Origin of the sequence: Embleya scabrispora DSM 41855 (assembly GCF_000372745.1) — a bacterium.
In the GTDB taxonomy this organism is placed as follows: Bacteria; Actinomycetota; Actinomycetes; order Streptomycetales; family Streptomycetaceae; genus Embleya; species Embleya scabrispora.
Map to the genome: position 1 here is coordinate 330,497 of NZ_KB889562.1, position 23,888 is coordinate 354,384.

Annotated in this window: 18 protein-coding genes; 6 read left to right on the forward strand and 12 right to left on the reverse strand. The window is 70.9% G+C overall.

The annotated features are described in order from the left end of the window. Positions 1-30: 30 nt before the first annotated feature. The 11 genes from A3IC_RS0103565 to A3IC_RS0103615 all read right to left on the reverse strand — a co-directional run bounded on the left by A3IC_RS0103565 (position 31) and on the right by A3IC_RS0103615 (position 15,495). Positions 31-1,950, reverse strand: coding sequence for a vWA domain-containing protein (locus tag A3IC_RS0103565; protein WP_158695794.1), 1,920 nt, complete (start codon positions 1,948-1,950; stop codon positions 31-33). A 3-nt stretch (positions 1,951-1,953) separates the two neighbouring features. Next, entirely contained in the window at positions 1,954-2,964 is a 1,011-nt protein-coding gene (locus A3IC_RS0103570) for a hypothetical protein (RefSeq protein ID WP_020548691.1), read from the reverse strand. Next, positions 2,964-4,895: a hypothetical protein gene (locus A3IC_RS0103575; RefSeq protein WP_020548692.1), complete on the reverse strand. Its 1,932-nt coding sequence runs from the start codon at positions 4,893-4,895 to the stop codon at positions 2,964-2,966. The genes A3IC_RS0103570 and A3IC_RS0103575 overlap by 1 nt, the downstream gene beginning before the upstream one ends. A gap of 272 nt (positions 4,896-5,167) precedes the next feature. Further along, positions 5,168-7,942 (reverse strand): SAV_2336 N-terminal domain-related protein, encoded by a 2,775-nt coding sequence (locus tag A3IC_RS0103580; protein WP_026217851.1) that lies wholly within the window; start codon positions 7,940-7,942, stop codon positions 5,168-5,170. Between the two features lie 3 nt (positions 7,943-7,945). Continuing rightward, positions 7,946-9,115 carry an AAA family ATPase gene (locus A3IC_RS52285; protein WP_020548693.1) on the reverse strand — a complete coding sequence of 390 codons (1,170 nt, stop codon included), beginning with the start codon at positions 9,113-9,115 and terminating at the stop codon, positions 7,946-7,948. Further along, entirely contained in the window at positions 9,108-9,974 is an 867-nt protein-coding gene (locus tag A3IC_RS0103590) for a VMAP-C domain-containing protein (RefSeq protein ID WP_020548694.1), read from the reverse strand. The genes A3IC_RS52285 and A3IC_RS0103590 overlap by 8 nt, the downstream gene beginning before the upstream one ends. A 31-nt stretch (positions 9,975-10,005) precedes the next feature. Further along, positions 10,006-11,139 (reverse strand): caspase family protein, encoded by a 1,134-nt coding sequence (locus A3IC_RS0103595; RefSeq protein ID WP_020548695.1) that lies wholly within the window; start codon positions 11,137-11,139, stop codon positions 10,006-10,008. Continuing rightward, positions 11,136-12,362, reverse strand: a complete 1,227-nt coding sequence (locus A3IC_RS61760) for a hypothetical protein (RefSeq protein ID WP_020548696.1) — start codon at positions 12,360-12,362, stop codon at positions 11,136-11,138. Before A3IC_RS61760 ends, A3IC_RS0103595 begins: the two co-directional genes overlap by 4 nt. Positions 12,363-12,458: 96 nt before the next feature. Beyond that, positions 12,459-13,040 (reverse strand): hypothetical protein, encoded by a 582-nt coding sequence (locus A3IC_RS0103605; protein WP_020548697.1) that lies wholly within the window; start codon positions 13,038-13,040, stop codon positions 12,459-12,461. 150 nt (positions 13,041-13,190) lie between these two features. Next, entirely contained in the window at positions 13,191-13,988 is a 798-nt protein-coding gene (locus A3IC_RS0103610) for a CPBP family intramembrane glutamic endopeptidase (protein ID WP_020548698.1), read from the reverse strand. A 28-nt stretch (positions 13,989-14,016) separates the two neighbouring features. Next, positions 14,017-15,495 (reverse strand): glutamate-cysteine ligase family protein, encoded by a 1,479-nt coding sequence (locus A3IC_RS0103615; protein WP_020548699.1) that lies wholly within the window; start codon positions 15,493-15,495, stop codon positions 14,017-14,019. 323 nt (positions 15,496-15,818) lie between these two features. On the opposite strand from A3IC_RS0103615, the gene A3IC_RS0103620 reads away from it, so the two are divergent. The 6 genes from A3IC_RS0103620 to A3IC_RS52300 all read left to right on the forward strand — a co-directional run bounded on the left by A3IC_RS0103620 (position 15,819) and on the right by A3IC_RS52300 (position 20,883). Further along, on the forward strand, positions 15,819-16,637 hold the full coding sequence (locus A3IC_RS0103620) for a polysaccharide deacetylase family protein (RefSeq protein ID WP_079026218.1): 819 nt from the start codon (positions 15,819-15,821) through the stop codon (positions 16,635-16,637). 126 nt (positions 16,638-16,763) lie between these two features. Beyond that, a complete protein-coding gene (locus tag A3IC_RS0103625; protein WP_245599141.1) occupies positions 16,764-17,996 on the forward strand; it encodes a hemolysin family protein in 1,233 nt (410 codons plus the stop codon). Beyond that, a complete protein-coding gene (locus A3IC_RS0103630) occupies positions 17,996-18,982 on the forward strand; it encodes a hemolysin family protein (RefSeq protein WP_020548702.1) in 987 nt (328 codons plus the stop codon). Before A3IC_RS0103625 ends, A3IC_RS0103630 begins: the two co-directional genes overlap by 1 nt. A gap of 221 nt (positions 18,983-19,203) precedes the next feature. Further along, positions 19,204-19,773: a hypothetical protein gene (locus A3IC_RS52295; protein WP_020548703.1), complete on the forward strand. Its 570-nt coding sequence runs from the start codon at positions 19,204-19,206 to the stop codon at positions 19,771-19,773. 154 nt (positions 19,774-19,927) lie between these two features. Next, positions 19,928-20,128: a DUF5999 family protein gene (locus A3IC_RS0103640; RefSeq protein WP_026217855.1), complete on the forward strand. Its 201-nt coding sequence runs from the start codon at positions 19,928-19,930 to the stop codon at positions 20,126-20,128. Positions 20,129-20,292: 164 nt separating this feature from the next. Then, entirely contained in the window at positions 20,293-20,883 is a 591-nt protein-coding gene (locus A3IC_RS52300) for a TetR/AcrR family transcriptional regulator (protein ID WP_020548705.1), read from the forward strand. 42 nt (positions 20,884-20,925) lie between these two features. Here A3IC_RS52300 and gcvP read toward each other — a convergent pair whose 3' ends face one another. Further along, on the reverse strand, positions 20,926-23,847 hold the full coding sequence (gene gcvP, locus A3IC_RS0103650) for an aminomethyl-transferring glycine dehydrogenase (protein ID WP_079026220.1): 2,922 nt from the start codon (positions 23,845-23,847) through the stop codon (positions 20,926-20,928). Positions 23,848-23,888 lie beyond the last annotated feature (41 nt).

Consider the following 23,888-nt stretch of genomic DNA (forward strand, 5'->3'; position numbering starts at 1 on the left):
GGGGCAGGGGCCGGTCCGGTCTTCCGGGGTTCAGCCGGGCGGCTGGGGTGTCGTCGGACGAAGGGACAGTGGTGGTTTCGCCGATTTCGGTTGTTCCCCGTCAACGGTCGATGTGACCCCCTCGGGGTCCACGTTCTGCGGATGCTCCTCGACCCGTGCGCAGTGCTCCGGCTCCTCGCTCGGCGTGTCGTCCTCGGGTCGTTCGAATACGAAATTCGGTCGATACGGCGCCGAGTCGCTGTGCTCGACCGGTTCCGGTCGGCGGCGCACCCGGACACAGACGCCGTACAGCATGGTGCTCTCGTCGATGCTCAGGCGCCGCCGGGCCGTGCTCGTACGGCCCTCGTGTTCGTGTCGTGCGGTGATGGTCACCCCGCGCCCGGCTCGGGGCCGGCGACCCCGGGCCAGGAAGGATGTGGTGGCGCCCTTGATCGGCGCGTCCCTGTCCCACTCGTGGCGCATGCCCCGGACCCGCCATGCGGCGGCATCGGGGAACTCGGGCCTCGTCTGCTCCCCCAGGCTCAGTTCGATGGACACGCCCTCGGGAAACACCCGCCAGTACGTGGTCGCCGCCGCCGCCGTGAGCGCGAGTGCGAGCACGATCCAGGCCCACACCGACCAGGTGACCGAACCGCGCACGCTCCCGGTGTAGTCGAGCCCACCACCCAGCAGGTCGGGAGCCACGTACGGACCGTCGGCCCGCAGGAGGTCGGCGAATTCGGCGGCCCGGGTGGCCGTCACGGTGCCGCGCAGCCTGGTCGCCGCCGCGTAGCCGCGGGAGGTGCCGAACGAGTCGGATCGGGTGCGGTCGGGAGCCCGGAGTTCGACCAGGACGTGGCGCGGGATGCCCGGTTCCAGCGTGATCGGCATGTGCGGCAGTCCGCGGTCCAGCTCCGGGTCGCCGGTGTGCAGTTCGGCGACGGTCACCCGGATGTGCCGAGCGCTCGATGTCAGGGTCAGGCACAACACGGTGGGCGCGGACAGGTCGACCGGTTCGGCCGGGGCCTGGGAATCGGCACAGTCGGCGGCATCGGGGGCCACGCCACGCGCGTGTGCGGGCCCCGGTCCGAAGCCGGCCCGGACCGCCGCGCCTTGATCCGAGCGCACCAGCGCGACGCCCTTGCGCTTGCGCGCGTCCTGTTCGAGGTCGCGCAGCCGGGCGGCCTGTTGGCTGACCGTGCCGCTGAGCGTCTGCGCCTTGGGCAGCACCTCGGCGATCAGGTCGACACCGCGTGCGTTCTCGCCGAGCGGCAGCGCGTAGGCGCCGATCGGTCCGCGCCGCTCGACCGCCTTCGCGTACTCCTGCCGCAGCGTCGCCCAACCGGGCGACTTGGCGTTCGCGAACGCCGGATTGCCCGGCGCGTACAACTGGGCGTCGGTGAGCACCACGATCGCGGTGGGCGGCAGGTACCCGGCCGTGAGCCGGTCGTCGGCGGCGATGATCTCGGACACCGACACCATCGCGGCGCCGAAGTCGCTCTCGGTGTCGTTCGGCTTGGGCAGCGCGGCGAGGAAGTCCGCGATCGCCTTGTCGCCCTGCGGTGCCTTGGTCAGCGGCAGATGGGTGGTGGTCTTCGCGCCGAACCTGATCACCGAGATCCGGTCGTTGGCGGGCATCGCCGACAGGAAGTCCTTCAGGGCCGTCTTGGCCGCGTCGTAGTTGCCGTCGTCCAGCATCGAGGTCGAGACGTCGAGCACGACGTAGAAGTCGGCCGGTTGGGTATCCGCGCCCAACTCGTCGAGCAGTTGCCCGGTGGCCGCGGCCGGGTCGGTGGTCCGCGGGTCGTCCGACCGGCGGGCGGCGGGCGTGGCGGGCGCGCACAGCAGCACGAGCAGGAGTGCCGGCAGGCCGAGCAGGAGCAGCCGAGTTCGACGCGAGGCCCGGCGCATGTGGCTCGACGCGGATCGGGGTATCGACGCGGACCGGGGTACGGATGCGGATCGGGACAACGGTCACCCCTCCTTGGCCGTGCTCGTGGCACGCATCTCCAGGATCGGCTCGACGATCCCTTGCGGGCGCGGCCGGCCCTCGCAGCGCTTCCGGTCCGAGGTGACGTTGCGGCAACTTTCCGGGTCGATCCGCTTGTGCTCGGGGCTGCGAAAGCCGGCCGAGCTGGTCGCGTAGTAGCGAATCCGGGCGAAGTATCGGGCCAACAACTCGGGCAGTTCGGCCGCCCCCGCTCCGAACTTGCTTCTCGGGTCGCACAGCCAGTGGAAGAACGCCTCGGGGTCGCGCACCCGGACCCGGCCGTGTCGATCCAGCTCTGCCCACGCGCCCGACCTGGCCTCGCTGAACACGCGCTCGTGGTCGATCTTGGAGATACACACCGCCAACTCGATCGGCAGCCGGTCGACGTCCTTGGTCCGGTTCTGCTGATAGGCGATCGCTCCCCGGAGCAGACGTCGCAGGTCGTCGAACCAGTCGACGTCCTCGCAGGTCGGGTCGAACAGCAGGATCAAGCCGGTACGGGTGTTCAGATCGGCCTGCACCGCCTGGTAATCGGAGCCGGTCGGGGTCGGCAGTTCGCGCACGGCGGCCACGAATCGGGTGCGGTCGGCGAGCCCGCGCAGCAGCCGGAGGCGCGGGCGGCGGCGGAACAGGAAGCGGTACTCCTGTGGCTCGGGCGACCACGTCGGGAACGCGTAGGGTTCGGACAGCATGGCCCGAGCCTTCTCCTGGAGCTCGAAGGTGGCCTGGTCGCCGGCACGGACCCGCCAACCCGGGTTGTGCTGCTCCGAGTTCCGACCCTGTTCGACCCGTCGGCAGGACTCCTCGGCGGCCTCCTCGACCATCGCGAGAAAGGTGGTCCGGCCCGAACCCGGCGCGCCCCACAGGGCTATGCGCTTCTCCGGGACGGTGCCCACCGGCGGATACCCGGTCGTATGCCCGACCACAAGGTCGGCCACGCTGTCGGTGGCCGCCTCGACCACTTCGCCGGCCGCGTTCTCGATCGGGTCGCTCATCAACGGTCCTCCCTCGGCCCGGCCGGGTCCGCCTCGGGCCGGGCGACCAAGTCGAGCAGCAGCGGCGGTCCACCCGCGTCGGTGGCCGCGACATGACCGAAGCGCAGCAGATCCGCGGGCTTGCTCCGACCCAGGGTGAAGCACCCGCTCGCACCCAGCAGATGCCATGCCTTCATGGTGCGTCGACGGGCCGAGGGCTCCAGCGAACGCGGGTACCCGGGGTCGTCGGTGACCAGCATGTGTCGTACCGGCCGGGCGGCCTGATACGCCATCAGGTCCACATCCCAGCGGTAACCGCCGTGCGCGCGAGCGGGGTCCAGGCCCGCGACATAGGGATGTGGGCCGCGTCGACCGACGGTGAGCACGAGGGTGGGCCGGTGCGACGACCAGGCCAGCCTGTTCCCGCGCAACAGCGCACACACCCGCTCCAGGGGTGCGGCATAGGGATCCACGATCGGCGAGCCGGTCCACTCCGCGATCGCCTCCCGGGCCGCGGCCGGGTCGGTGAAGTCGACGCGGTGAAGTGGATCGTGGCCGGCTCGCCAGGGTTGCGGGTGGTCGTGGTAACCCACCACACAGGCTCGGCCCCAGCGCGGATCCTCGTTCGGGGGATCCGCCGCCGTCAGCAACAGCGCCCGGACCAGATCCAGTCGGGCCCGCGTCCGGTCGGGCTCGCCGCCGAGTTCGACCGCGCACAACAGGTCACAGGTGGTCTGCTCACGCGGCCACCACGGCCGCTGCGTCACCGGCCCGCGCGCCGCAGGCGCGACCGGACGAAACTCCGCGGGTTCCTCGGCCACCTCCCAGGCGGCGCCGTGCCCGGAGGCGAACTCCACCCGACCGGGCGCGGGCATCCGTATCGCGAAGCGAACCTCACCCGGCGGGGCGATCACCTTGACCCGCGCCATCTCCGGCCACTCGTGCGCGTGCGTCGAGTCGGCGACCACAAGCGCCACGTCGTGCCCCTCCCCCGCCTCGCCGCGCAATGCCAACGTGATCTCGGCGAGCGGCGCGGCCTCGGCACCGGGAATGGCGCCGCGTCCGAGCAACACGTCGTGCCGCTCCCGACCCGGCTCGTTCGCCCGTGGGTCCCCGCTGACCAGGTGCACGGCATGCCGAACCGGGACGTCCAGGGCCAACTGCTCGACCAGCAGCGGAAGTGCGGTCTCCTCGGCGGCGAACGGGCCGCCGCGCAGCACCGCGGCGGGCGGCAGCGCCTCGTGCACGATCTCGGCCGCGAGCGCACACCAGCTCCAGTCCGGGCGCCGCTCGACCAATACGAAGGCCCATGCCTGCTCCGCGAGATCGGCGGCGCCCTCTCGCAACTCGGCCAGTGCCCGGCCCCAGTTGTCGCGCAGCATGTGCCGCGCCCGCGGACCCAGCGCCTGTGGAGCCTGCTCCGTGCCCAAGGCGGGCCTGCGGCCCACTCCGCCGGCCAGGGTCAACTCCCGGGCCGCGACGTTCTTCGGCAGCCACGGCACCACCGTCCGCCATTCCTGGCGGACCCGGTCCTGCGCCGATGCCCGGACGAAGCCGAAATCGTCGAGCCGCACCCACTGAGTGGACAGGTGCCGCGTGCCGATCTCCAGGAACAGCACCATGTCCAGTTCACCCGCGGTCATCGCGGTGAGCAGGGTCAGCGCCGCAGCCCGACCGGACGGAGCGGCGGATTCGGCGGCCGGGAACGCGATACCGGGCCGCATCGGTCCGAACCTGACCAGCTCGGCCAGGTCGTCGGGCACGCCGGTGTGCCCGCGCGCGTGCGCCACCCGGATCGCGGCGGCGTGGTCGAACGCCCGCGCGGCGTCCCGATAGGCGGTGGGTCCCGGCGCAGGGGGCGGCCAGCCACAGGTGGGGCAACGCCCGGTGGGCGCGAGCAGGCCCCAGCAGACGGGACACACCACCTCGGCGACTCGGTCCTGGTCGCTCACCGCATCCGAACCCGTCGGACGGCCCGCCCCGATCCGCTCATCCGTCGCTGAACCCCCGGCACGAATCCCCCTGTTCGTCCCATTCGGCAAGCCCGGCGCAAGGCTCGCCGACGGTGGAACCACACTCGCCGCCGACCGCGGCGCCGGCCGGGCAGGCCGGCTCGCGGTGACGACCACTTACCCGCAGTGGCCGATCGTAGTCCCGGGCGTGGCCGAGTCGTGGCGTTTCCCGCGGGTTGTGATCGCACCTTGGCGTGCGTCATCCGCGCCGGTCAGTCGACCACCACCGGCTCGTGCAGTGCGGTCACCTTCCCGTCGAGGCCCGCCAGGATCAGTTGCCCGTACGCTCCGCCGGCCACGGACACCCCCGTGGTGGAACGAATTTCGGCCAACCGACGGCCGGTGTCCGCGTCGTAGGTGCGAATCCCTCCGGCGGCGCCGGCGACATGCAGGAGCGGGCCGACGACGGTGACCCGCAGATCGGGTTGCGGCTCGTCGGCAGCGCGCCAGACCACCTCGCCGGTCGCCGCGTCGAGCGCGTACACGAACCCGTCCGCGGTCGCGGCCAACACCCGCCCACCCGCGAGTTGCGGCGCGGTCAGCACCCCACCGGCGAGTTCGGCGGCCCACGCGACGTCCCCGGTGTCCCAGCGCAGGGCGGTGACGCCACGCAGCGCGAGCGGAACGTACACCCGTTCGTCGTCCGCCGCCGGGGTGCCGTGCACGGCTCCGGGCAGCCGCGTGATCCAGCACTCCTCGTGCTCGCGACCCGCACGCCAGGCCCGCACGCACCCACCGCGTTCGAGCACCGCGAGCCGACCGTCGCCGGCGCACACGCCCACCGGCTCGCCCGGTGCGGCCGACATCCGGGCGCGCGCTCCCGCGTGCGGATCGCCGAGCACCGTGACCGCGCCGTCCAGGGTCGCCACGAGCACGGCGTCCGTGCCGACCGGTGCCATCGCCACGACGGCGCCCGCTCCGGCGGGGACGAGGGATTCCCGCCGGGTCAGGGTCGTCGGGTCGAACCGGTGCACCCGGCCGGACTTCCCGCCCACCCACAGGACTCCGGGCGTGACGACGGGCGCACACGGTACTCGTTCGCCCACCTCGGCGGTGTGCCGGGACATGCCCGTCATCGAGTCGATCACCACCAACCCGCCCGCCGTGTCGAGCACCACGACCAGCCCGTCCAGCGAAATCGGACGCGCTCGGACCGGCTGGTCCATCGATCGGGTCCACCAGTGGGTGATGTCCTTGCGCCGCCACAACATCGGCCCGTCGGCTCGGGCTTCCAGGCGTTTCGCGATCTGTCGGTAATCGGGTCCCAACTGGTGCAGCAGGGCCGCGCCGACCCGGGCCAGCGGGCGGCTGTGCGGGCCGATCAGGCCGACCGGGAGGGGCTCGCGCGCGGTGAGCAGGTCGTGGAAGTCGAACTCGACCCGCCCGAGTCGCTCGTCCATGAACCGGGCGACGCGAAAGTACACCTCCAGAGCCGACTGCCGGCTCATCCCGCTCAGCAACGTCTCGCGAACCCCCGCGTCCAGGTCGTACAGCACGTCGTCCGCTCTCGCCTCGGCCACCCGGTCGCGGGAGGGGACGAGCAGGCCGCTGAGGAACACCTCGGCGGCGAACGCCGGATCCTCCACCTCGAGCACCGACGATTGCACCACGCGTACCGTGGCGAGACTGATCGGCGCGGCGGCGAGCCTGCCGAGCAGTTCGACGGCGGTCGCGGACGCGCCGGCCCGGAATTCGGCGAGCCGCGCCGCCGGCGTGCGGGCGTCCTCGGGTGGTACGGACACCGGGTCCGCAAGGTCGGCCCGGCGCCTCGGATCGAGCACCCACGCGGAGTTGGCGAACTCCCGACCGCGTTCGTCGGTGACCATCCGTGTCCAGCGGGAAAGCTCGCTCCACCGGCCGGACCGCCGATCCGGCGCGTCGCCCGGTCGCAGGCCGTCCGGATGCACGCCGATCACCGGGATCGCGACCCGTTCGTGCGAGTACGTCCAGCGCTTGCCGTGTCGGAGCCGAAAGGCCGACCGGCGCGCCGGGCCCGTGCCCTGGCTGCGAAAGACGACCGGGGTCAGCGGGACGCGTGAGCGTTCCCACCAACGTCGGGGCAGCAGGTTCACGAACACGACCGGTCCCTGCTTCGCCCAGGTCGCCAGCATCGCCGCCGTGCCCGGATCCGACCACGCGCGACCGACGCCGTCGCTGATCACCATGATGATCCGCCGGCCGGTGACGCCTACGGGCGCGGCGCTGCGACTGGTGGTGCCGATCGGCGTGCGCAACACCGCGCGGCCGTCGACCTCGGTGTCCAGCGACCAGCTCCGCACCGCGCGAAAGGTGCCGTTCCCATCGAGCAGCCGAGCGAACTCGGCCAGCAGTCGGCGCCACGGGTCGATCGAGGCCGCGCTGTCCACGACGAGGGCCAGTTCGAACCAGCGCTCCCGGGCCGGGGCGAGGATCGGCACGATCAGGTCGGTCAGCGCGGCGTGTTCGGCGGTCGCGTCCTCGTCCAGGACCACCGAGTTCGGCGCGGCGCCGAACTCGCGCAACCGACGCAGCAGGCGCGCCAGTTCCAGCCGATCAGGGAGCACGAACGCGGCCGGCGCGGGTGCTTCGCCGAGCCACTCGGGCACCCGTAACCCGGGAACGCGCGAGCCGATACCGCCGGCCGGCCCGACCTCGGTGGGCACCAGGGTGTAGCCGGAGTCGCAGGCCGGACCCGTGGGCTTCGTGGAAAGGCCGAAGTCGTCGATCGAGCCCGGCTGATCCGTGGAGTACCCGGAGCCGGTGGCCCGGTCCCGGCCCCGCATCGACTGCGCCGGTGGGTCGACCCCTTGCTCGTCCGCCGTGTCCGGAGCCGATTCGGTCACCGATCCGGAGTCGGCCGGCGGGGCGACCGTCGGCCGCGGCAGGACCGAGGGCGGACCCGCCCGGATCCCCGGGAATCGCTCGTTCGGAGCGCCGACGACCGCGCGCATCCAGGCCCAGTCCAGCAGCGAGTCGACGGTGACCTTGTCGGGGTCCGCTTCGGCCACCGCTCACCCCTCGTTCAGGTCGTGGAACAGGAGGGCGGCCAACAGGTCGTTGTCCAACGAGTGATCGGCGTGATCGGGTCGGTTTTGGACCTGGGACCGGAACTGGAGGGCGTTGAGGAGTTGATCGGGTGGGAATAGGCATCCGTCGTTCCGGTTCGCCCTGTCCAGATAGTCGTCCAGCAGGCGTTCGTCGATCTGCACTCGCTCGTCCAGCCTGCTTCGGGCGATCCGCAGCAGCACGTCCCGCTGCGGCAGTTCGAGATGCAAAGGCACGCAGCGCCGTCGAAACGCCGCCGAAAACGCGCGCTCGCCGTTGCTGGTGAGAATGACGATCGGAAAGGCGGCGCACTGGACCAGGCCGTTGCGTACCTCGACCCGATCTCCCGAATCACCGTCGTACGGGGTCACCCGCGCGGTGTCCAGCCCGACTCGACGAAGCTCGGGAATCTCGAAGCCACCCGTCTCGAAGACGTGTAGGAGGTCGTTGGGCAGGTCGACGTCGCCCTTGTCGATCTCGTCGATCAGCAACACGCGCGGTCGGGGTCGGCGCAACAGGGCGTCGCCGAGCGGGCCGAGTCTGATGTATGTGCCGATGTCGTCGCCGGCGTCCCGACCGCCGTCCACACCGGCGTCCCGGGCGGTGTCCGGGCCGGTGTTCCTCCCGGTGGTCGTGCCGGTGACTCCCCGCACGCCGTTCAGGCGCAGATTCATGTCGTGGAGCCGACCGAGCACGTCGTACTCGTACAGACCTTCACGCAAGGTGGAGCGGCTCGTTATCCCCCAGCGGAGCACCGGGCCCAGTTTCAGGCGCGTGGCGATGCTCTTGGCCAATGTGGTCTTGCCGGTGCCGGGGTTCCCGGTCACCAGGAGCGGGCGGCGCAGGTAGATCGCGGCGTTGACCAGGTTGTACACCATCGTGTCGCCGTAGAACTCGCCGGAATACGGCTCGCCGCGTCGATCACCGGGCAGCTTCGCGTCGGCTGCGACATCGGGCCCGGTGTCGTTCGTGCCGAAGCTGCGCCAGGGTGGTGGATCCGGGAGCGTGATCAAAGCGGACTCGGGTCCCGACGCGGCATCGTGGCCGATGTCGCCGCGATAGACCCACCACGGCGCGGGCGTGATGTCGGGCTCGGCGACTCTCGCGGCGTTCGCATCCGGTACCGACTCAACCATGCTGTGTCCCCTTCTCCACCAAGACGCTGTCCAGCCGTCCCGTACCCGCCCACGGACACCAGCCCGGATCGTCGAAGAGGAGCACGACTCGTTGCGGTGACGGTCCACCGTCACCAAGGGTGCGCCGCAGGCGCGACACGACGGAAGGCAATCGGCTGAGCTTGTGGTCCTCCGCCTCCAGCATCCGGTGCAGGAGGTTGCCCACGGCACCACCGGGGCACGGGTCGTTCGCGCCGTTCGCACCGGTACAGCCGCCGGTACACGTCATCCCGTGCGTCCACACCAGCGCCCATTTTCCGCGCCCGAGTTCGTACTCGACCGTCCCGCGCCCGCCGGGGCCGGGCTCCCACCGGTAGTCCTGGAGAAACCCGACGGCCTCTCGGCCGCAGAGTTCGAGGCGGTTGCCGCAGCGATGTCGATTCAGGTGCGACAGCGCGGAACCCGAGCGCAGCTGTACCGATTCGGTCCACGCGCCGTAGTGCATCGGTTTGTCGAGACCATGGCGCACGATCGGCCTGAGCACGAGTTCGTGGTGCTCACCGAGCACGATGAAATCGTCGTCGGAACCGGCCCGGGCCAGCTCGAAGGGCTCGTTGAACAGCTCGGTCGGCACGACGACTTGCACTCTCGCCTGGGTGATCGAGGTCCAGTGGGCCCGAACCGACTGATAGAAGTCGACCAGGTGACGGTCCAGCCGTTCGCGGGGCAGGTCGGCTCCGGACGGCAGGCCCTCGGGCAGCGCGAAGCGCTCGGCGCCGACATAGAACTGCGGTTCCGCGTCGTAGCGGACCAGCTTCGGGTCGTCGGGTGATTGCTCGTTCTCCCGAATGAACATCACCAGGGTCAACGGTTGGCGCACGCCTACGTCGGCCGGCCGGAAATCGTCGATGTCACCGCTGTTCCTCCAGTCGTTCCGCCCATTCCGCCACCCACGTCTGCCGGCCCCGGGTGAACAGCCATTCCAGCAGGTGCCGAATGGGATGTCGGCCCGGCGGCGCCGCGAGTGCCATCAGCGCCTTCGCCCACGCGACAGGATCGTCCTCGACGAAGACGCTCGCGGGAACACCTCGTTCGCGCAGGTAGGTTCGCAGCAGCGTCCGCTCGGCCAGGCCGATCCGCGCGTCCCGCAGCGCGGAGAGCAACCGGGTGCCGCCCATCTCGAACCGGTTCTCCGGGTCCCGTTCGGCCGGTCGCCAGTCCGTGGTATTCGGCCCGCGATACAGCGGTGACTGGCTCAGGCGCCGACCTTCGGGAACGGATCGAACGAGTTCGGTATCGATCGCGTCGAACATCTTCTTGAACTCGATCTCGGTCAGCGCATCGGGCCCTCGTGCGATCAGTTGCTCGATCAGGGCTCCGGTGAAAATCGCCTTGTCCGCCCGGCCGTACGCGAATTGGCCCTCGCCCGCCGCGAAGGCGGCGGACAGTCGCGCCTTGGCCGACTTGGTGATCGGCCGCTCTTCGAGCACATTCAGCACGACGCTCGCCGACTCGATCCGGTCGTCGGCGCAGACCTCGAACACCGCGAACTGGTCGACGTGACGGGCGACCGAGGCGAAGCGGGCCAGGAGGTCGTCCACATCGATCGCCTTCTGCCAGGGCTCTCGGAAGTCGGGCACGTGAAAGGCGGGCAGTTCGAGCCGCCGTCTCCCTTCGTGCCGATAACCGTGCCCCGTCCAGTACAACAGGAAGCGGTCGCCGTCCTGCCAATCGTCGGGGGCGCGTCGGATCGCCGACTCGAAGTGTGTGGGCGACAGTTCGCCGGGGACGCCGTCGTGGAGGACGCCGCCGGGGCCGAGCAGTACCGAGCGTTTGTTCACCAGCTCGGCCAACCGGTCGGTGACCGGCTTCGACGCCGCGGATATCGAGGCGAGCACGGTGATGTGCTCGCGATCGGCCGCCCCGGTCCCGGACAACCACTCCGCGAGTTCCAGTGTCTGGGCCGACACACCGACCAGGTCGGGTGGGCTTCCCGCGTACTCGGGATAGTGCTCGACGCAGACCAACAGGGCGTGCGTCGTCACCGATCGCCCCCCACCACGCGCGCGATCTCCGCGTAGAGCGCGTCGCACCTCCAGTAGGCGCTGTGTGCCTGGGGAAACGGTCGCCGGGCCCGCACCTCGACATCGCGCACCGCCTCGGCGAAAACCGGCTCGGCCCGGAAGGACAACCAGTCGCGCGCGTTCCACACGTTGATCCACGGGATCGACGGGTGTGTGGGCGGGCCGCCCTGCGCGGGTTGCGTCGCGAGGGCGCCGAGAGCGCCGAAGTAGCCGATCTGGGATCCGACGGTGATCAGCGCGCGCACGCCGGGCAACAGGTGGCGGGGATGGTCCGGTTCGGTCGCCGACCGGGCCTGGGTCAGCGTCTCGAACGAGGCGATGCCGCCGAGGGAGTGGGCGAGCACCACGACCGGTCCCTGTATCCGGGCGATCCGCGCGGCGAGGTAGGCGCGCAGGACCTCGCCGTGGGCCTGGTAGTACAGGATGTCGCCGATCGCGGGCACGCTGCCGCCCAGGGTTCCCCCGCGCAGCAGGTTCTGCAGTGGCCAACTCGCGTACATCAGGCTGCTCTTGAGCGCCCCCGAGACTCGCCCGCCACCCGCCGCGCGACCACCGCAGGCGTCCCGCACCGCAGCGACGAGCAGGTCGCGCCACTCCGTCGGCCACGGGCCCGCGCCGTCCGCGCGCCCGGCGAGGGCCTGCCCGAACGCCCCCACCACGGCGCGTGCGATCACGTCGTGGTCGGCGGTCGCGGCGAGCACATCCGCCGCCGCCTCGAACTCGGCCGAGTGGGCGACGTCGCGCGCCGCCGCGGTGAACGACTCGGCCCACTCGGCCGGCCCGCCGGGGAGCACGGCCGCGAGGTCGATTTCGATCACCGCGTGCCGAACCGCCCAGCGAAGATCCTCGGCCGCCTCGGTGGGCCGGCGCGCTCCGGCCTGTGCTCGCGCCTCGGCGACCGCGCGCAGCTCGTGCAGGGGGTGACTCTCCAGCGTCACACCCAATCGCAGCTCGGCCTCCGCCGGGTCGATCTCGACCGACCGGCCGCGTTCCTCGGGGTCTGCGATGCCGATCAGGGTGCGCAGCGCCAGCGACACCTCGACGCCGAACGCCGCGCCCCAGTCCACCGCCTCCACCCGCACGCCCGGCAATCGCTCGGCCACCCTCGCGGTGACGGTGCGCACCGTCGACGAGTCGGCGATCTCGCGCACGCCGGTTCCGTGCACGAACAGAATCGTGGTCATGGGCTCCCCCGGATACGAAGTCGATCCGCCCTTGCCCGCCCACGCTATGGATCCAACCGACCCGATGGGGTCACTTTCGGCGCTGTTGTCGATCCGTCAACTCGTGCACGCGGGCACCTGTTTGCTCAGGTCGCCGCCGCTCTCCAGGAATATCGCGGGAACGAAACCGGTCTTGCCCTCCACGTCGATCTGCACCCAGGTGCGGCTGGAGGAGCCCGCGTAGTAGGCGATCGAGCCCTCGGCGTGGCAGTTGGCCCGAACCTGGGTACCAGTGGCGATCTGCACGACCTTGTCCGACTGGTACGACGTGCCCTTGTACATCGCCAGCCGGCCGCCGGTGTGCACGGTGGCCGCGACCGATCCGGGCCTGGGCCCGGCGGCGCTCTGCCCGGTACCGGAAGTGGCCTTGCCGGTGCCGGACTTGGCCGGGCTCGGCGAGGCCGAAGAGCTCTTGCTCGAACCGGTACCGGCCGTCTTGGTCTTCTTGTCGCCCGAACCGCCGCCGTCCACCGTGAGCAGCGCCACGAAGAAGACGATCACCAACAGGATCAGCCCGCCGACCACCATCAGGATCCGCACCGGATGCCGACTCAGCCCGTTCAGTCCGAACCGCCCACGCGGCGGCCCGCCGATGGGCGTCGGCGTGGAAAAGAACTCCACCCGCCTCCGGTTGTCCATACGACCCCCTGCGTCCCCGCGTCGCCCGATATGCATCTGTCCGTGACGAACCCCTCTCGGAGAGGTCTGCCCACAATGACCATCAGACACCAACGACGCGCTCGAGACGTACCAACGAGTCCACAAATCGATCGCCGATCACAGCGACGGTCAGGGCGTCGGGACCCAGTCCACCCTGCCCGCGAGCAGCACGTAGCCCACGAACGCCACGATGTCGATCAGCGCGTGTGCCACCAGGAGCGGCATCACCCGGCCCCAACGCTTGTACAGCAGGCAGAACACGACGCCCATCACCACGTTCCCGAAGAACCCGCCGATGCCCTGGTACAGGTGATACGAGCCGCGCACCACCGCGCTGATCAGCACCGCCTTGACCCACGGCACCTCCAACTGGCCGAGCCGGCGCAGCAGATAGCCCAGGACGATCACTTCCTCCAGGGCCGCGTTCTGGATCGCGGACAACACGAGCACCGGGATCCGCCACCACACGTCCGGCAGCGTTGTCGGCACCACGGTCAGATTCGCGCCCGCCGCGTGCGCGCCCAGGTACAGCGCCAGGCCCGACCCGCCGATCGCCGCCGCGACGCCCGCCCCGCGCCCCAGGTCCCACCACGGCCGGGTCCGGTCGACCCCGAGCACCCGCAGCGAGCCGCCCTCGCGCATCAGCAGGTGCGCGACCAGGAACACCGGCACCAGTGCGGTGGCGATCCCGAACAGTTGCCAGGCCAGATCCAGCCACGGCCGATCCACCGCCCGCGAGCCGTTGAGCACCGCGGCCTTGTGTCCCAGTCCGCCCGGTGCGGTCAACGAGCCGAGGAAGGAGATCAGCGAGGAAACCCCGGACGCGCCCAGGGACAACGCCAGCACCAGCACCACTTCCGAGCGCAGCACTCGGCGCCGGGGCACGGTGGGGGTCTCGACGGACTCGGGCTCGGTGATCACCCGCACACGTTACCGAGCGCGGATAAGCCCGCCGTCAGCCCACGGGCCACGTGTGCACGGCGTCCCCACCGCGCATGTGCTCGGCATAGCGCAGGGTCATCGCACGCAGGGCCTCCAACCGATCCATGCCCTTGGTGTCCCGATAATGGTGGTACTGCGCGCTCTGCCAGGTCGCCCCGTTGGCGCGCAGCAGGCAGCGTTGCTCGATGATGCCCAGGTACTCGTCCCGCTCGCGCGGGTCGATCCCCCACCGGTCCAGCCCCTCGTAGGCGCGCGGCAGCAGGTCCTCCAGCACCAGTTCGGTGACCGGGACGGTGCCGTGGCCCGGCCAGTTCAGCCGCGCGTCGATGCCGTATCGGGCACCGGCGTGGAAGTTGTCGGTGGCGACCTCGAATGGCATGCGTTCCCAGACCGGGTGCTCCTCGTCCACCAGCGAACGCACCACGCCGTAGTAGAACGCCGCGTTGGCCATGGTGTCCACCACCGTCGGCCCGGCCGGCAACACCCGGTTCTCCACCCGCAGGTGCGGTTTGCCGCGGGCCACGTCGTAGACCGGGCGATTCCATCGGTAGATCGTGCCGTTGTGCAGCTTGAGTTCGCGCAGGTGCGGAACGTCGCCGCGATCCAGTGCCTCGATCGGGTCCTCGTCGTCGCAGATCGGCAACAGCGACGGGAAGTATTTGAGGTTCTCCTCGAACAGGTCCACGACCGAATCGATCCACCGCTCGCCGAACCAGGTCAGCGGCCGAACGCCCTGCGCGATCAGCTCCTCGGGCCGAGTATCGCATGCTTGTTCGAATAGGATCGGGCGGGTCTCGCGCCACAACTCGCGGCCGAACAGGAACGGTGAATTCGCCCCGATTCCGCACTGCACCCCGGTGATGGATTGCGCCGCGTTCCATAGTGCCCCGAAATTTTTCGGGGTGACCTGGAGATGGAACTGCACGGATGTACAGGCGGCCTCGGAGACAATCGTGGTGGCGGTCGTGTCGAGCCGCTCGACGCCCTCGATATGCAGCCGTATGTCCTCGCCGCGGGCGTTGAGGATCTGATCGTTGAGAAGGGTGTAACGGGCGTTGTCGGATATGGTCTCGAACGCCATGTGCGCATCGGTCAGCGTCGGCAGAATGCCGATCATCACGATCCGCGCATCGAGTTCCGCGGCCTTGCGGTCGGCGTAGTCCAGACTCGTGCGAAGTTCCTCGACCAATTCGGAGAACACCGGTCCGGTGAGCCGATGGGGCGGAATGTTGACCTCGATGTTGAACTGACCCAGCTCGGTCTGAAAGTCCGGGCTGGCGATCCGGCGCAACACCTCGGCATTGCTCATCCGAGGTCGGCCGGCGGCGTCGGCCAGGTTGAGTTCTATCTCGACGCCCATGAGCTTGCGGGCGCTCTCGAACCGGTCCTCGTCCAGCATGCGCTGCAGCGTTTCCAGGCAGCGTCGCAACTTGTGCCGGTATCGCTGCCGATCGGATCGGCCGAACTCGGTGACCTCGACCTTTTCGCCCATGAATGCCCCTCCCTCGTGAACCCGACTCCCGCGCGGAGCCGGTCGAGTGGTCGCAATCCGGTACCTGTCGGATCGGGACGACCTGATCGTTCCCGCCGACGTTCTCCCAAACCGATGCATCGGGCCGACATTGGGAACATTACCGATCGACCGTGACGAATCACAGGGGAACCGCAGGGCCGCGAAACACGTCACTGATCACATCGAAGGAAGCACCTGCCGGCCGATCTTCAAGGCTTGCCGGGGATCACCTAGGGTGTCTTCCTGCCGTGGCGGGCGCAGCGAGATCCATGGGGGTTGCCGTGCGAGGGCTGGTTCGGGCGATGCCCATACAGGGACTGCGTTTTCAGGTCGTGGTCACGATGATCTCGATACTCGTCTGCGGTGCCCTGATCTGGAATGTCGGCAATGCCGGCCGGTGGTCACAGGCGGCCGCCTCTCCCCGGGCCTCGAATGCGCCCAAGGAGATACAGGCCCCGCCGCTGCCGCCGGGCAACCCCAACGCCCAGGAGCCGGCCACCCCGCCCGCCGCGCCGCCGCCGCCGGTGGATTCCACGCTGGTGTACAAGGTCAAGGGCGAGGGCAATCTGGTCGCGCTGACCCTGGACGACGGGCCGTGGCCGGAGTGGACCGACAAGGCGCTGTCGCTGCTCGCCCGCCACGACGTCAAGGCCACCTTCTGCATGGTGGGCCAGCAGGCCAAGGACCATCCCGACCTGGTCCGCAAGGTGGTCGCCGCCGGCCACGGGCTGTGCAACCACACCATGACGCACGACATCAACCTGAAGAAGCGCTCGCCGGACGAGATGCGCGGCCAGATGCAGCAGACCCTGGAGTGGATCCACAAGGCGTCCCCGGGCACCCCCGTGCGCTGGTTCCGCGCGCCGGGCGGCAACTGGTCCGACGAGGTGCGCCAGACCGCCGCGTCGCTGGGCATGGGCTCGTTGCACTGGACGGTGGACACCAACGACTGGCAAAAGCCGGGCCTGGCCAAGATGCTCGAGAACGTGCACGGCCAACTGGGCCCGCGCGGCGTGATCCTGTGCCACGACGGCGGCGGCGAACGCAGTCAGACGATCGCCATGCTGGAGCGGATAATTCCCGAACTCAAGGCCGCCGGCTACACCTTCGTCATCCCGTAGCCCCCGGAATCGCCGACCCGCGCACCCCGCGCCCGAGCGCATAGCCCGGCCGCCCACCGGGCATGTGTGCGAGGCCCACACACCTCGCAACCGGGAGGCCGCCCGATCGACGCCGCCTTGGCCATCGTGCTGCTCGTGCTGCTGATCGCCGGCAACGGCATGTTCGTCGCCGCCGAGTTCTCCCTGGTCACCGTCGAACGCGGTGACCTGGCGGCCCGGGCCGAGGCCGGCGATCGAGGCGCGAGCCGGGTGCTGGGCGCGGTGCGCACCCTGTCCTTCCAGCTGTCCGGTGCCCAACTGGGCATCACGCTGACCTCGCTGATCGCCGGCTACCTCGCCGAGGCGGCGTTTCGGCTTCCCAGGTTCGCCGCCCTGGTACTGGCCTCCGGGCTGCAGATGGTGCTCGGCGAACTCGTCCCCAAGAACGCCGCGATCGCCCGCCCGCTGGGCGTCGCCCGCGTCGCGGGCCCCTTCCAGGTCGGCTTCTCCCGGCTGTGCCGACCACTGATCGTCTTCCTCAACGGCTCCGCCAACTACTTCGTGCGCAAGCTCGGCATCGAGCCGCAGGAGGAGTTGGGCTCGGCCCGCTCGTCCGACGAACTGGCCCAACTGGTCCGGCACTCCGCACGTGCGGGGGCGCTCCCCGCAGGTACCGCCCGGGTACTGAACCGGGCGCTGCGCTTCGCCGACAAGCAGGCCGCCGAGGCGATGACCCCGCGCACCGAAATGGTCACCCTGCCGGCGACCGCGTCGGTGACCGAACTGATGGACACCGCGCGGGCGTGCGGCCACAGCCGGATCCCGGTCCGCGGCCAGGACTTGGACGAGATCGTCGGCGTGGCGGTGTTCCGCGACGCGCTGCGGGTGCCCGCCGCCGATCGGGCGCGCACCCCGCTCGCCCGGATCGCCCGCGCCCCGGTCCTGGTGCCGACCTCGCTCGACCTCAAGCGGGCGGTCGAACGGCTGCGCGAGGGCCGGACCCAGCTCGCGATCGTGGTGGACGAGTACGGCGGCACGGCCGGGGTGCTCACCGCCGAGGACCTCGCCGAGGAGTTGGTGGGCGATCTCGCCGACGAGCACGACCCGGCGGACGAGCCGGACGCGCCGCCGCAACGGGTGCCGAGCTCGCGCGTGTTGCGGTTGTCCGGGCTGCTGCGCGCGGACGAGGTCGAGGAGGCCAGCGGCTGGCGTCTGCCGGACGGCGACTACAGCACGCTGGCCGGGCTGATCCTGGCCGAGCTGGGTCGGCTGCCCGCGGTCGGCGACCACGTGGACGTGGACGGCCGGCGGCTGACCGTGGTCGCCATGGACCGGCACCGGATCGACGAGGTCGAGCTGCGGACGGAGGCCGACTCCTGATGGGCGACCTGCTGCTCTCCCTGGTCCTGCTCGCGGCCAACGCCTTCTTCGTCGGCGCCGAGTTCTCGGTGATCTCGGCCCGGCGCACCCGGATCGCACCGCAGGCCGAGGCCGGCTCGCGCCGGGCCGCGATGGTGCTCGTCGCGATGGGCCGGCTGTCCACCATGCTCGCCGCCGCCCAACTGGGCATCACCGTGGCCTCGCTCGGCCTGGGCGCGGTCGCCGAACCCGCGCTGGCACACCCCCTGGCCGGCCCGGTCGAGGCGATCGGGCTGCCCGCCGGGGCGGTGCATGCCATCGCGTTCGTGCTCGCCCTGGCGGTGGTGGTGTTCTGCCACATGGTGCTCGGCGAGATGGTGCCCAAGAACATCGCCCTGGCCGGGCCGGAGGAATGTGCGCTGTGGCTGACCCCGCCGCTGCTGCTGTTCGCCCGGCTGACCGCGCCGATCCTGTGGCTGTTCAACCACGTGGCCAATCTGTGCCTGCGCGCCTTTCGGGTGCGGCCGGTGGACGAGGTCCGCAGCGTGTACACCGCCGAGGAACTCCCGGCGCTGCTCGCCGAGTCGCGCGAGCACGACCTGCTGGACGTGGGCGAGCACGACCGGCTCTCCGGCGCGCTGGCGCTGCACTCCAGCCCCGCCGCCTCGGTGCTGCGGCCGTGGACCGACGTGGTGGCACTGCCCCGACCGGTCTCGGCGGCGGCCCTGGAAGAAGTCGCGGTGCGCACCGGGCTGTCCCGCTTCCCGGTCCTGGACGCGGCCGACCGGCCGGCGGGCTACGTACACGTGCTCGACGTGCTGGCCCCCGAAGCGGACGGTTCGGTACCGGTCTACCCCCTCGTCACGATCGGCCCGGACGCCACACTCACCACCGTGTTGGCCCGCATGCGCGGCTCGCGCACACACCTGGCCCTGGTCGGCGAACCGGGCGCGGTCCCGCTGGGCCTGGTCACCCTCGACGACGTGATGTCCTCATTGTTCCCCTGATCAAGACCGTTCCAAAAGGTCTTCAAACGGGTGTCAGTTCGCAATACACCGTTACTTTTCGGAGCCGTTTCGGTACAATGCGCTGACCGGCCCTGCCGGGTCCCTCAGTACGCCGCCGGGTCGTCCCCCGGCCGGATACCCGGTTCCCCACAGCACAGCGCCGCTTTCCCCTCCCCGGATTCTCCGGGTTTTTGGACTCTGCATCGAAATGAGGCGGTCTCATGGTCCTGCGTGTGCCCGAGGCTCCCGAGTCGGCCCGCCGAGCGGCCCGAGCCGTGCTGGAATCCCGCGCGTTGCTCCCCGCCGACTGCCGCACCGATCAAGCCGCGCTCACGGCCGGATTCCCGCACCGCGTCTTCGAGATCGACCTGCTCGACCTGGTCGCCGATCAGGGTGTACGCAGCGCCCGCCCGGTGGGTTGGCGCTGGCTCATGTGGTCCGGCGACGTGGTCGTCGGCGGCATCGAGGTGCGCCCCGACCCGACCGGTCACGGCGTCGGCCGATTCGTCGAGGGACCGTTCACCATCGCCACCGCACCGGCCGCCGCAGCGGCCCGGGCGCTCCCGCAGACCATGCTCCGCCGCGACGAGGCGCGCCTGCTGAACGTGCCCGGGATGTACATGGTCGCGTTGTGGTTGGCCGACGAGGCGGGCGGGGTGGACCTGCTGATCCCGCTCGCGCCGGCGCCGTGCGGCGTGCAGGCGTTGCGCTGCTACACCGCGGCCGAACTGGCCGCGGTGTTGGCCGCGCGCACCCGCCGGCCGGCCGCCGTGGGGGCTCCGGACAGCTGATCACACCCGCGCGTTCACACGTGTGGTCACATCTTGGGCGCAGTCGGGTGAGAACTGCGAGAAGTCCTGCGCGAGAGGCTTTCGAGGCGGACACTGTGAGCTGCCGGGCAAGGCTGCCCGACGCGCTCCGCGCAGACACCGAGAAGGTACGAGGATGTGCCAGCACCGACCGCATTGCCCACCGGCGGACAGTCCCGATCGTGAGGCCGCCGCCGTTGTGGCCGCTCATTTCGAACAGGGATGGAGCCTGCTGTGCAACGGCGTCGTCCTGTTCGAGGACACGGGCGAACTGCTGCCGGACGGACGCACCATCGCCCCGCACCGCCCCCCTGTGGGGTTGGTTTCGGCGGCCTGATTCGTTCGCACGGCCCCAACGAGCCGGAGGTCACCTCCCGACGACCTCCGGCTCCGGCCTGCCCGGGGCCGGTCGGGCCGCCTTCCCGGTACAGTCCCAGCGGCAACATGCTGCGATGCAGCGACACGATGTTGGGCGCGACGACGACTCGGAGTTCCATCCCCATGCCCACTGGCGGCACCCCTCGGCCCGGTCGCCCGCGTGATCCACGCACCGACGAACTGATCCTGGCCGCGGCCCGCGAACTGGTCGCCGAGCAGGGCTACAACCGGGTCAGCATCGACGCCGTCGCCCGCCGCGCGGGTGTGACCAGGCCGACCGTGTACCGCCGCTGGCCCTCGAAGGCGCACCTGGTGCACGAGGCGGTCTACCCGGCCCGCGAGATGAGCTTTCGGCCGCTGCCGCACGAGAACTTCGCGACCGGCGTGCTGCGCTTCGCCGAGGCCGCGCTCGAGTCGTTCCGGCGTCCGGAGACCGCGGCCGCGGTGCCGGGGCTGCTCGCCGAGTATCGCGACCAGCCCGAACTCAAGGAACTGCTGGTGGCCCGGATGGACCCGGTCCGGGCGATCTTCCGGGCCTTCGTGGCGGACGCGGTCGCACGCGGCCAGGCCCGCCCCGAGGTGGACGCCGACCTGCTCTTCGAATCACTCAGCGGCGCGTTGATGTTCGGCGTCCTGGGCAGCGACCTGGCCGCGAAGCCGGGTTTCGCCGCGTCGGTGGCCGACCTGCTGACCCACGGCGCGGCCCGCCCCTGATCGGAAGATGTGCGATCGGGAGCGGGCCGCGCGTCGCCGGCGTCAGTTGTTGCCGTACGCCTCGATCGGCGGGCACGAGCAGACCAGGTTGCGGTCGCCCTGGGCGCCGTCGATCCGACGCACCGGCGGCCAGTACTTCTCGGCCGGCACCACCCCGGCCGGGAAGACCGCCTCCTCGCGGCTGTAGGCGTGCGCCCACTCGCCGGCGAGCAGCGCGGCGGTGTGCGGCGCGTTGCCGAGCGGGTTGTCGTCGGCGGGCAGGTCACCCGACGCGACCCGGTCGATCTCGCCCTTGATGGCAATCATCGCGTCGCAGAACCGGTCGATCTCGTGCAGGTTCTCGCTCTCCGTCGGCTCGATCATCAGCGTGCCGGGCACCGGGAACGACATGGTCGGCGCGTGGAACCCGTAGTCGATCAGCCGCTTGGCGACGTCGTCGACACTGACCCCGGTGGCCTTGGTGATCCCTCGCACGTCGATGATGCACTCGTGCGCGACCAGGCCGTTCGGGCCGGTGTAGAGCACCGGGAAGTGCGGGGCGAGCCGCTTGGCGATGTAGTTGGCGCCCAGCACCGCGACCTGGGTGGCCTCCTTGAGCCCGTCCGGGCCCATCAGCCGCAGGTAGGTCCACGGGATCGGCAGAATCGCCGCCGAGCCCCACGGGGCGGCCGAGATCGGCCCCACGCCGGTTTCCGGGCCCGCCGTGGGCTGGAGCGGGTGGTTGGGCAGGTACGGCGCCAGGTGCGCGCGCACCGCGACCGGGCCGACGCCCGGACCGCCGCCGCCGTGCGGGATGCAGAACGTCTTGTGCAGGTTCAGGTGCGATACGTCGGCGCCGATCGCGCCGCCCGGCTGGGCCAGTCCGACCAGCGCGTTCAGGTTCGCACCGTCCACGTACACCTGACCGCCGGCCTCGTGGACGGCCGCGCACACCTGCTCGATGCCCTCCTCGAACACGCCGTGCGTGGACGGGTAGGTCACCATCAGCACCGCGAGCGTGTCCCGGTGCTGCTCGATCTTCGCGTGCAGGTCGACCAGGTCCACGTCGCCGTTCTCGCCGGTCTTGACCACCACGACGCGCATGCCCGCCATCACCGCGCTGGCCGCGTTGGTGCCGTGCGCGGAGGAGGGGATCAGGCACACGTCGCGGGCGGTGTCGCCGCCCGCGTGGTGGTAGGCGCGCACCGCGAGCAGGCCCGCGAGTTCGCCCTGCGAACCGGCGTTGGGCTGGAGCGAGACCTTGGCGTAGCCGGTGATCCGAGCCAGCGAGTCGGCCAGGCCGTCGATCAGCTCCAGGTATCCCGCCGCCTGGTCCACCGGCGCGAACGGGTGCAGGTTCGCGAACTCGGGCCAGGTGATCGGTTCCATCTCGACCGTGGCGTTGAGCTTCATCGTGCACGACCCGAGCGGGATCATGCCCCGGTCGAGCGCGTAGTCCTTGTCCGCGAGCCGCTTGAGGTAGCGCAGCATGTCGGTCTCGGAGCGGTGGGTGTGGAAGACCGGGTGGGTCAGGAACTCGGTGTCGCGCAGCAGCGACTGCGGCAGCGCGTCGGCGGTCTCCGCGTCCAGCGCGGCCACGTCGCCGGTGACCCCGAACGCGCCCCAGACCGCCTCGACATGCGCCCGCAGCGTGGTCTCGTCGCAGGTGATCCCCACGTGGTCGGCGTCCACCGGGCGCAGGTTGACCCCGGCCGCGCGGGCCGCGGCGAGCACCTGCTCGGCCCGGCCGGGCACGCGCACGGCGATCGTGTCGAAGAAGTCGCCGTGCACGACCTCGACGCCGCCCGCCCGCAGGCCGGCCGCGAGCACGGCCGCGTACCGGTGGGTGCGGCGCGCGATCGAGGTGAGCCCGTCCGGTCCGTGGTAGACCGCGTACATCCCGGCCATCACGGCCAGCAGGACCTGCGCGGTGCAGATGTTGCTGGTCGCCTTCTCCCTGCGGATGTGCTGTTCGCGAGTCTGCAGCGCGAGCCGGTATGCGGGCGCGCCGTCGGCGTCCACCGACACCCCGACCAGCCGGCCCGGCATGCTGCGGGTGAGCTTCTCGCGAACCGCCATGTACCCCGCGTGCGGACCGCCGAAGGCCATCGGCACACCGAACCGCTGGCTCGTGCCGACCGCGATGTCGGCGCCCATCGCACCCGGCGCGCGCAGCACGGTGAGCGCGAGCAGGTCGGCGGCGACCGCCACCAGCGCACCCTGCGCGTGCGCCGCCTCGATCACCGGCGCCAGGTCGCGGACCCGGCCGTCGGCGCCGGGGTACTGGAGCAGCACGCCGAAGCAGCCGCCCTCGGGCAGCCCGTCGGTGGTGTCGGCGACCACGACCTCGATGCCCAGCGCCTGTGCGCGCGTGCGCACCACGGCGACGGTCTGCGGCAGCGTGGCCGCGTCCACGACGAAGACGTCGCTCTTGGCCCGACCGGCCCGCCGGGCCAGGGTCATCGCCTCGGCGGCGGCGGTGGCCTCGTCGAGCAGCGACGCGCCGGCCACGTCCAGGCCGGTCAGGTCGGTGACCACGGTCTGGAAGTTGAGCAGCGCCTCCAGCCGGCCCTGCGAGATCTCCGGCTGGTAGGGCGTGTAGGCCGTGTACCAGGCGGGGTTCTCCAGCACGTTGCGGGTGATCACCGGCGGGGTGAAGGTGCCGTGGTAGCCGAGCCCGATCATCGAGGTCAGCACGCTGTTGCGGGAGGCCAGTTCGCGCAGTTCGGCGAGCACCTCGGCCTCGGAGCGCGCGGCGGGCAACGCGAAGCCCTCCAGCGCGCGGATCGCGGCGGGCACCGCCGCGTCGGTCAGCTCGTCCAGGGATCCGTAGCCGATCGCGGCGAGCATCTTGGCCTGCTCGTCGGCGTCCGGACCGATATGCCGGCCGGTGAACGGCGACGCGGCCTCCAGGCCGGTCAACGAGCCGGGACCGGAGGGGAGTACGGCGTGAGCACGCGTCGGGGCAGGGGTGCGCGGGGTCATCGCGAAAGGCCTCCTGGATCGCTCCTGGACGGACACGCGGG

Bases quoted from the DNA above. Each gene is read 5' to 3' on its own strand.
- A3IC_RS0103615 (WP_020548699.1), bottom strand. From the start codon at position 15,495: ATGGGCGAAAAGGTCGAGGTCACCGAGTTCGGCCGATCCGATCGGCAG.
- A3IC_RS52300 (WP_020548705.1), top strand. From the start codon at position 20,293: ATGCCCACTGGCGGCACCCCTCGGCCCGGTCGCCCGCGTGATCCACGC.
- A3IC_RS0103640 (WP_026217855.1), top strand. From the start codon at position 19,928: ATGTGCCAGCACCGACCGCATTGCCCACCGGCGGACAGTCCCGATCGT.
- A3IC_RS61760 (WP_020548696.1), bottom strand. From the start codon at position 12,362: ATGACCACGATTCTGTTCGTGCACGGAACCGGCGTGCGCGAGATCGCC.
- A3IC_RS0103605 (WP_020548697.1), bottom strand. From the start codon at position 13,040: ATGGACAACCGGAGGCGGGTGGAGTTCTTTTCCACGCCGACGCCCATC.
- A3IC_RS52285 (WP_020548693.1), bottom strand. From the start codon at position 9,115: ATGGTTGAGTCGGTACCGGATGCGAACGCCGCGAGAGTCGCCGAGCCC.
- A3IC_RS0103620 (WP_079026218.1), top strand. From the start codon at position 15,819: ATGCCCATACAGGGACTGCGTTTTCAGGTCGTGGTCACGATGATCTCG.
- A3IC_RS0103570 (WP_020548691.1), bottom strand. From the start codon at position 2,964: ATGAGCGACCCGATCGAGAACGCGGCCGGCGAAGTGGTCGAGGCGGCC.
- A3IC_RS0103630 (WP_020548702.1), top strand. From the start codon at position 17,996: ATGGGCGACCTGCTGCTCTCCCTGGTCCTGCTCGCGGCCAACGCCTTC.
- gcvP (WP_079026220.1), bottom strand. From the start codon at position 23,847: ATGACCCCGCGCACCCCTGCCCCGACGCGTGCTCACGCCGTACTCCCC.
- A3IC_RS52295 (WP_020548703.1), top strand. From the start codon at position 19,204: ATGGTCCTGCGTGTGCCCGAGGCTCCCGAGTCGGCCCGCCGAGCGGCC.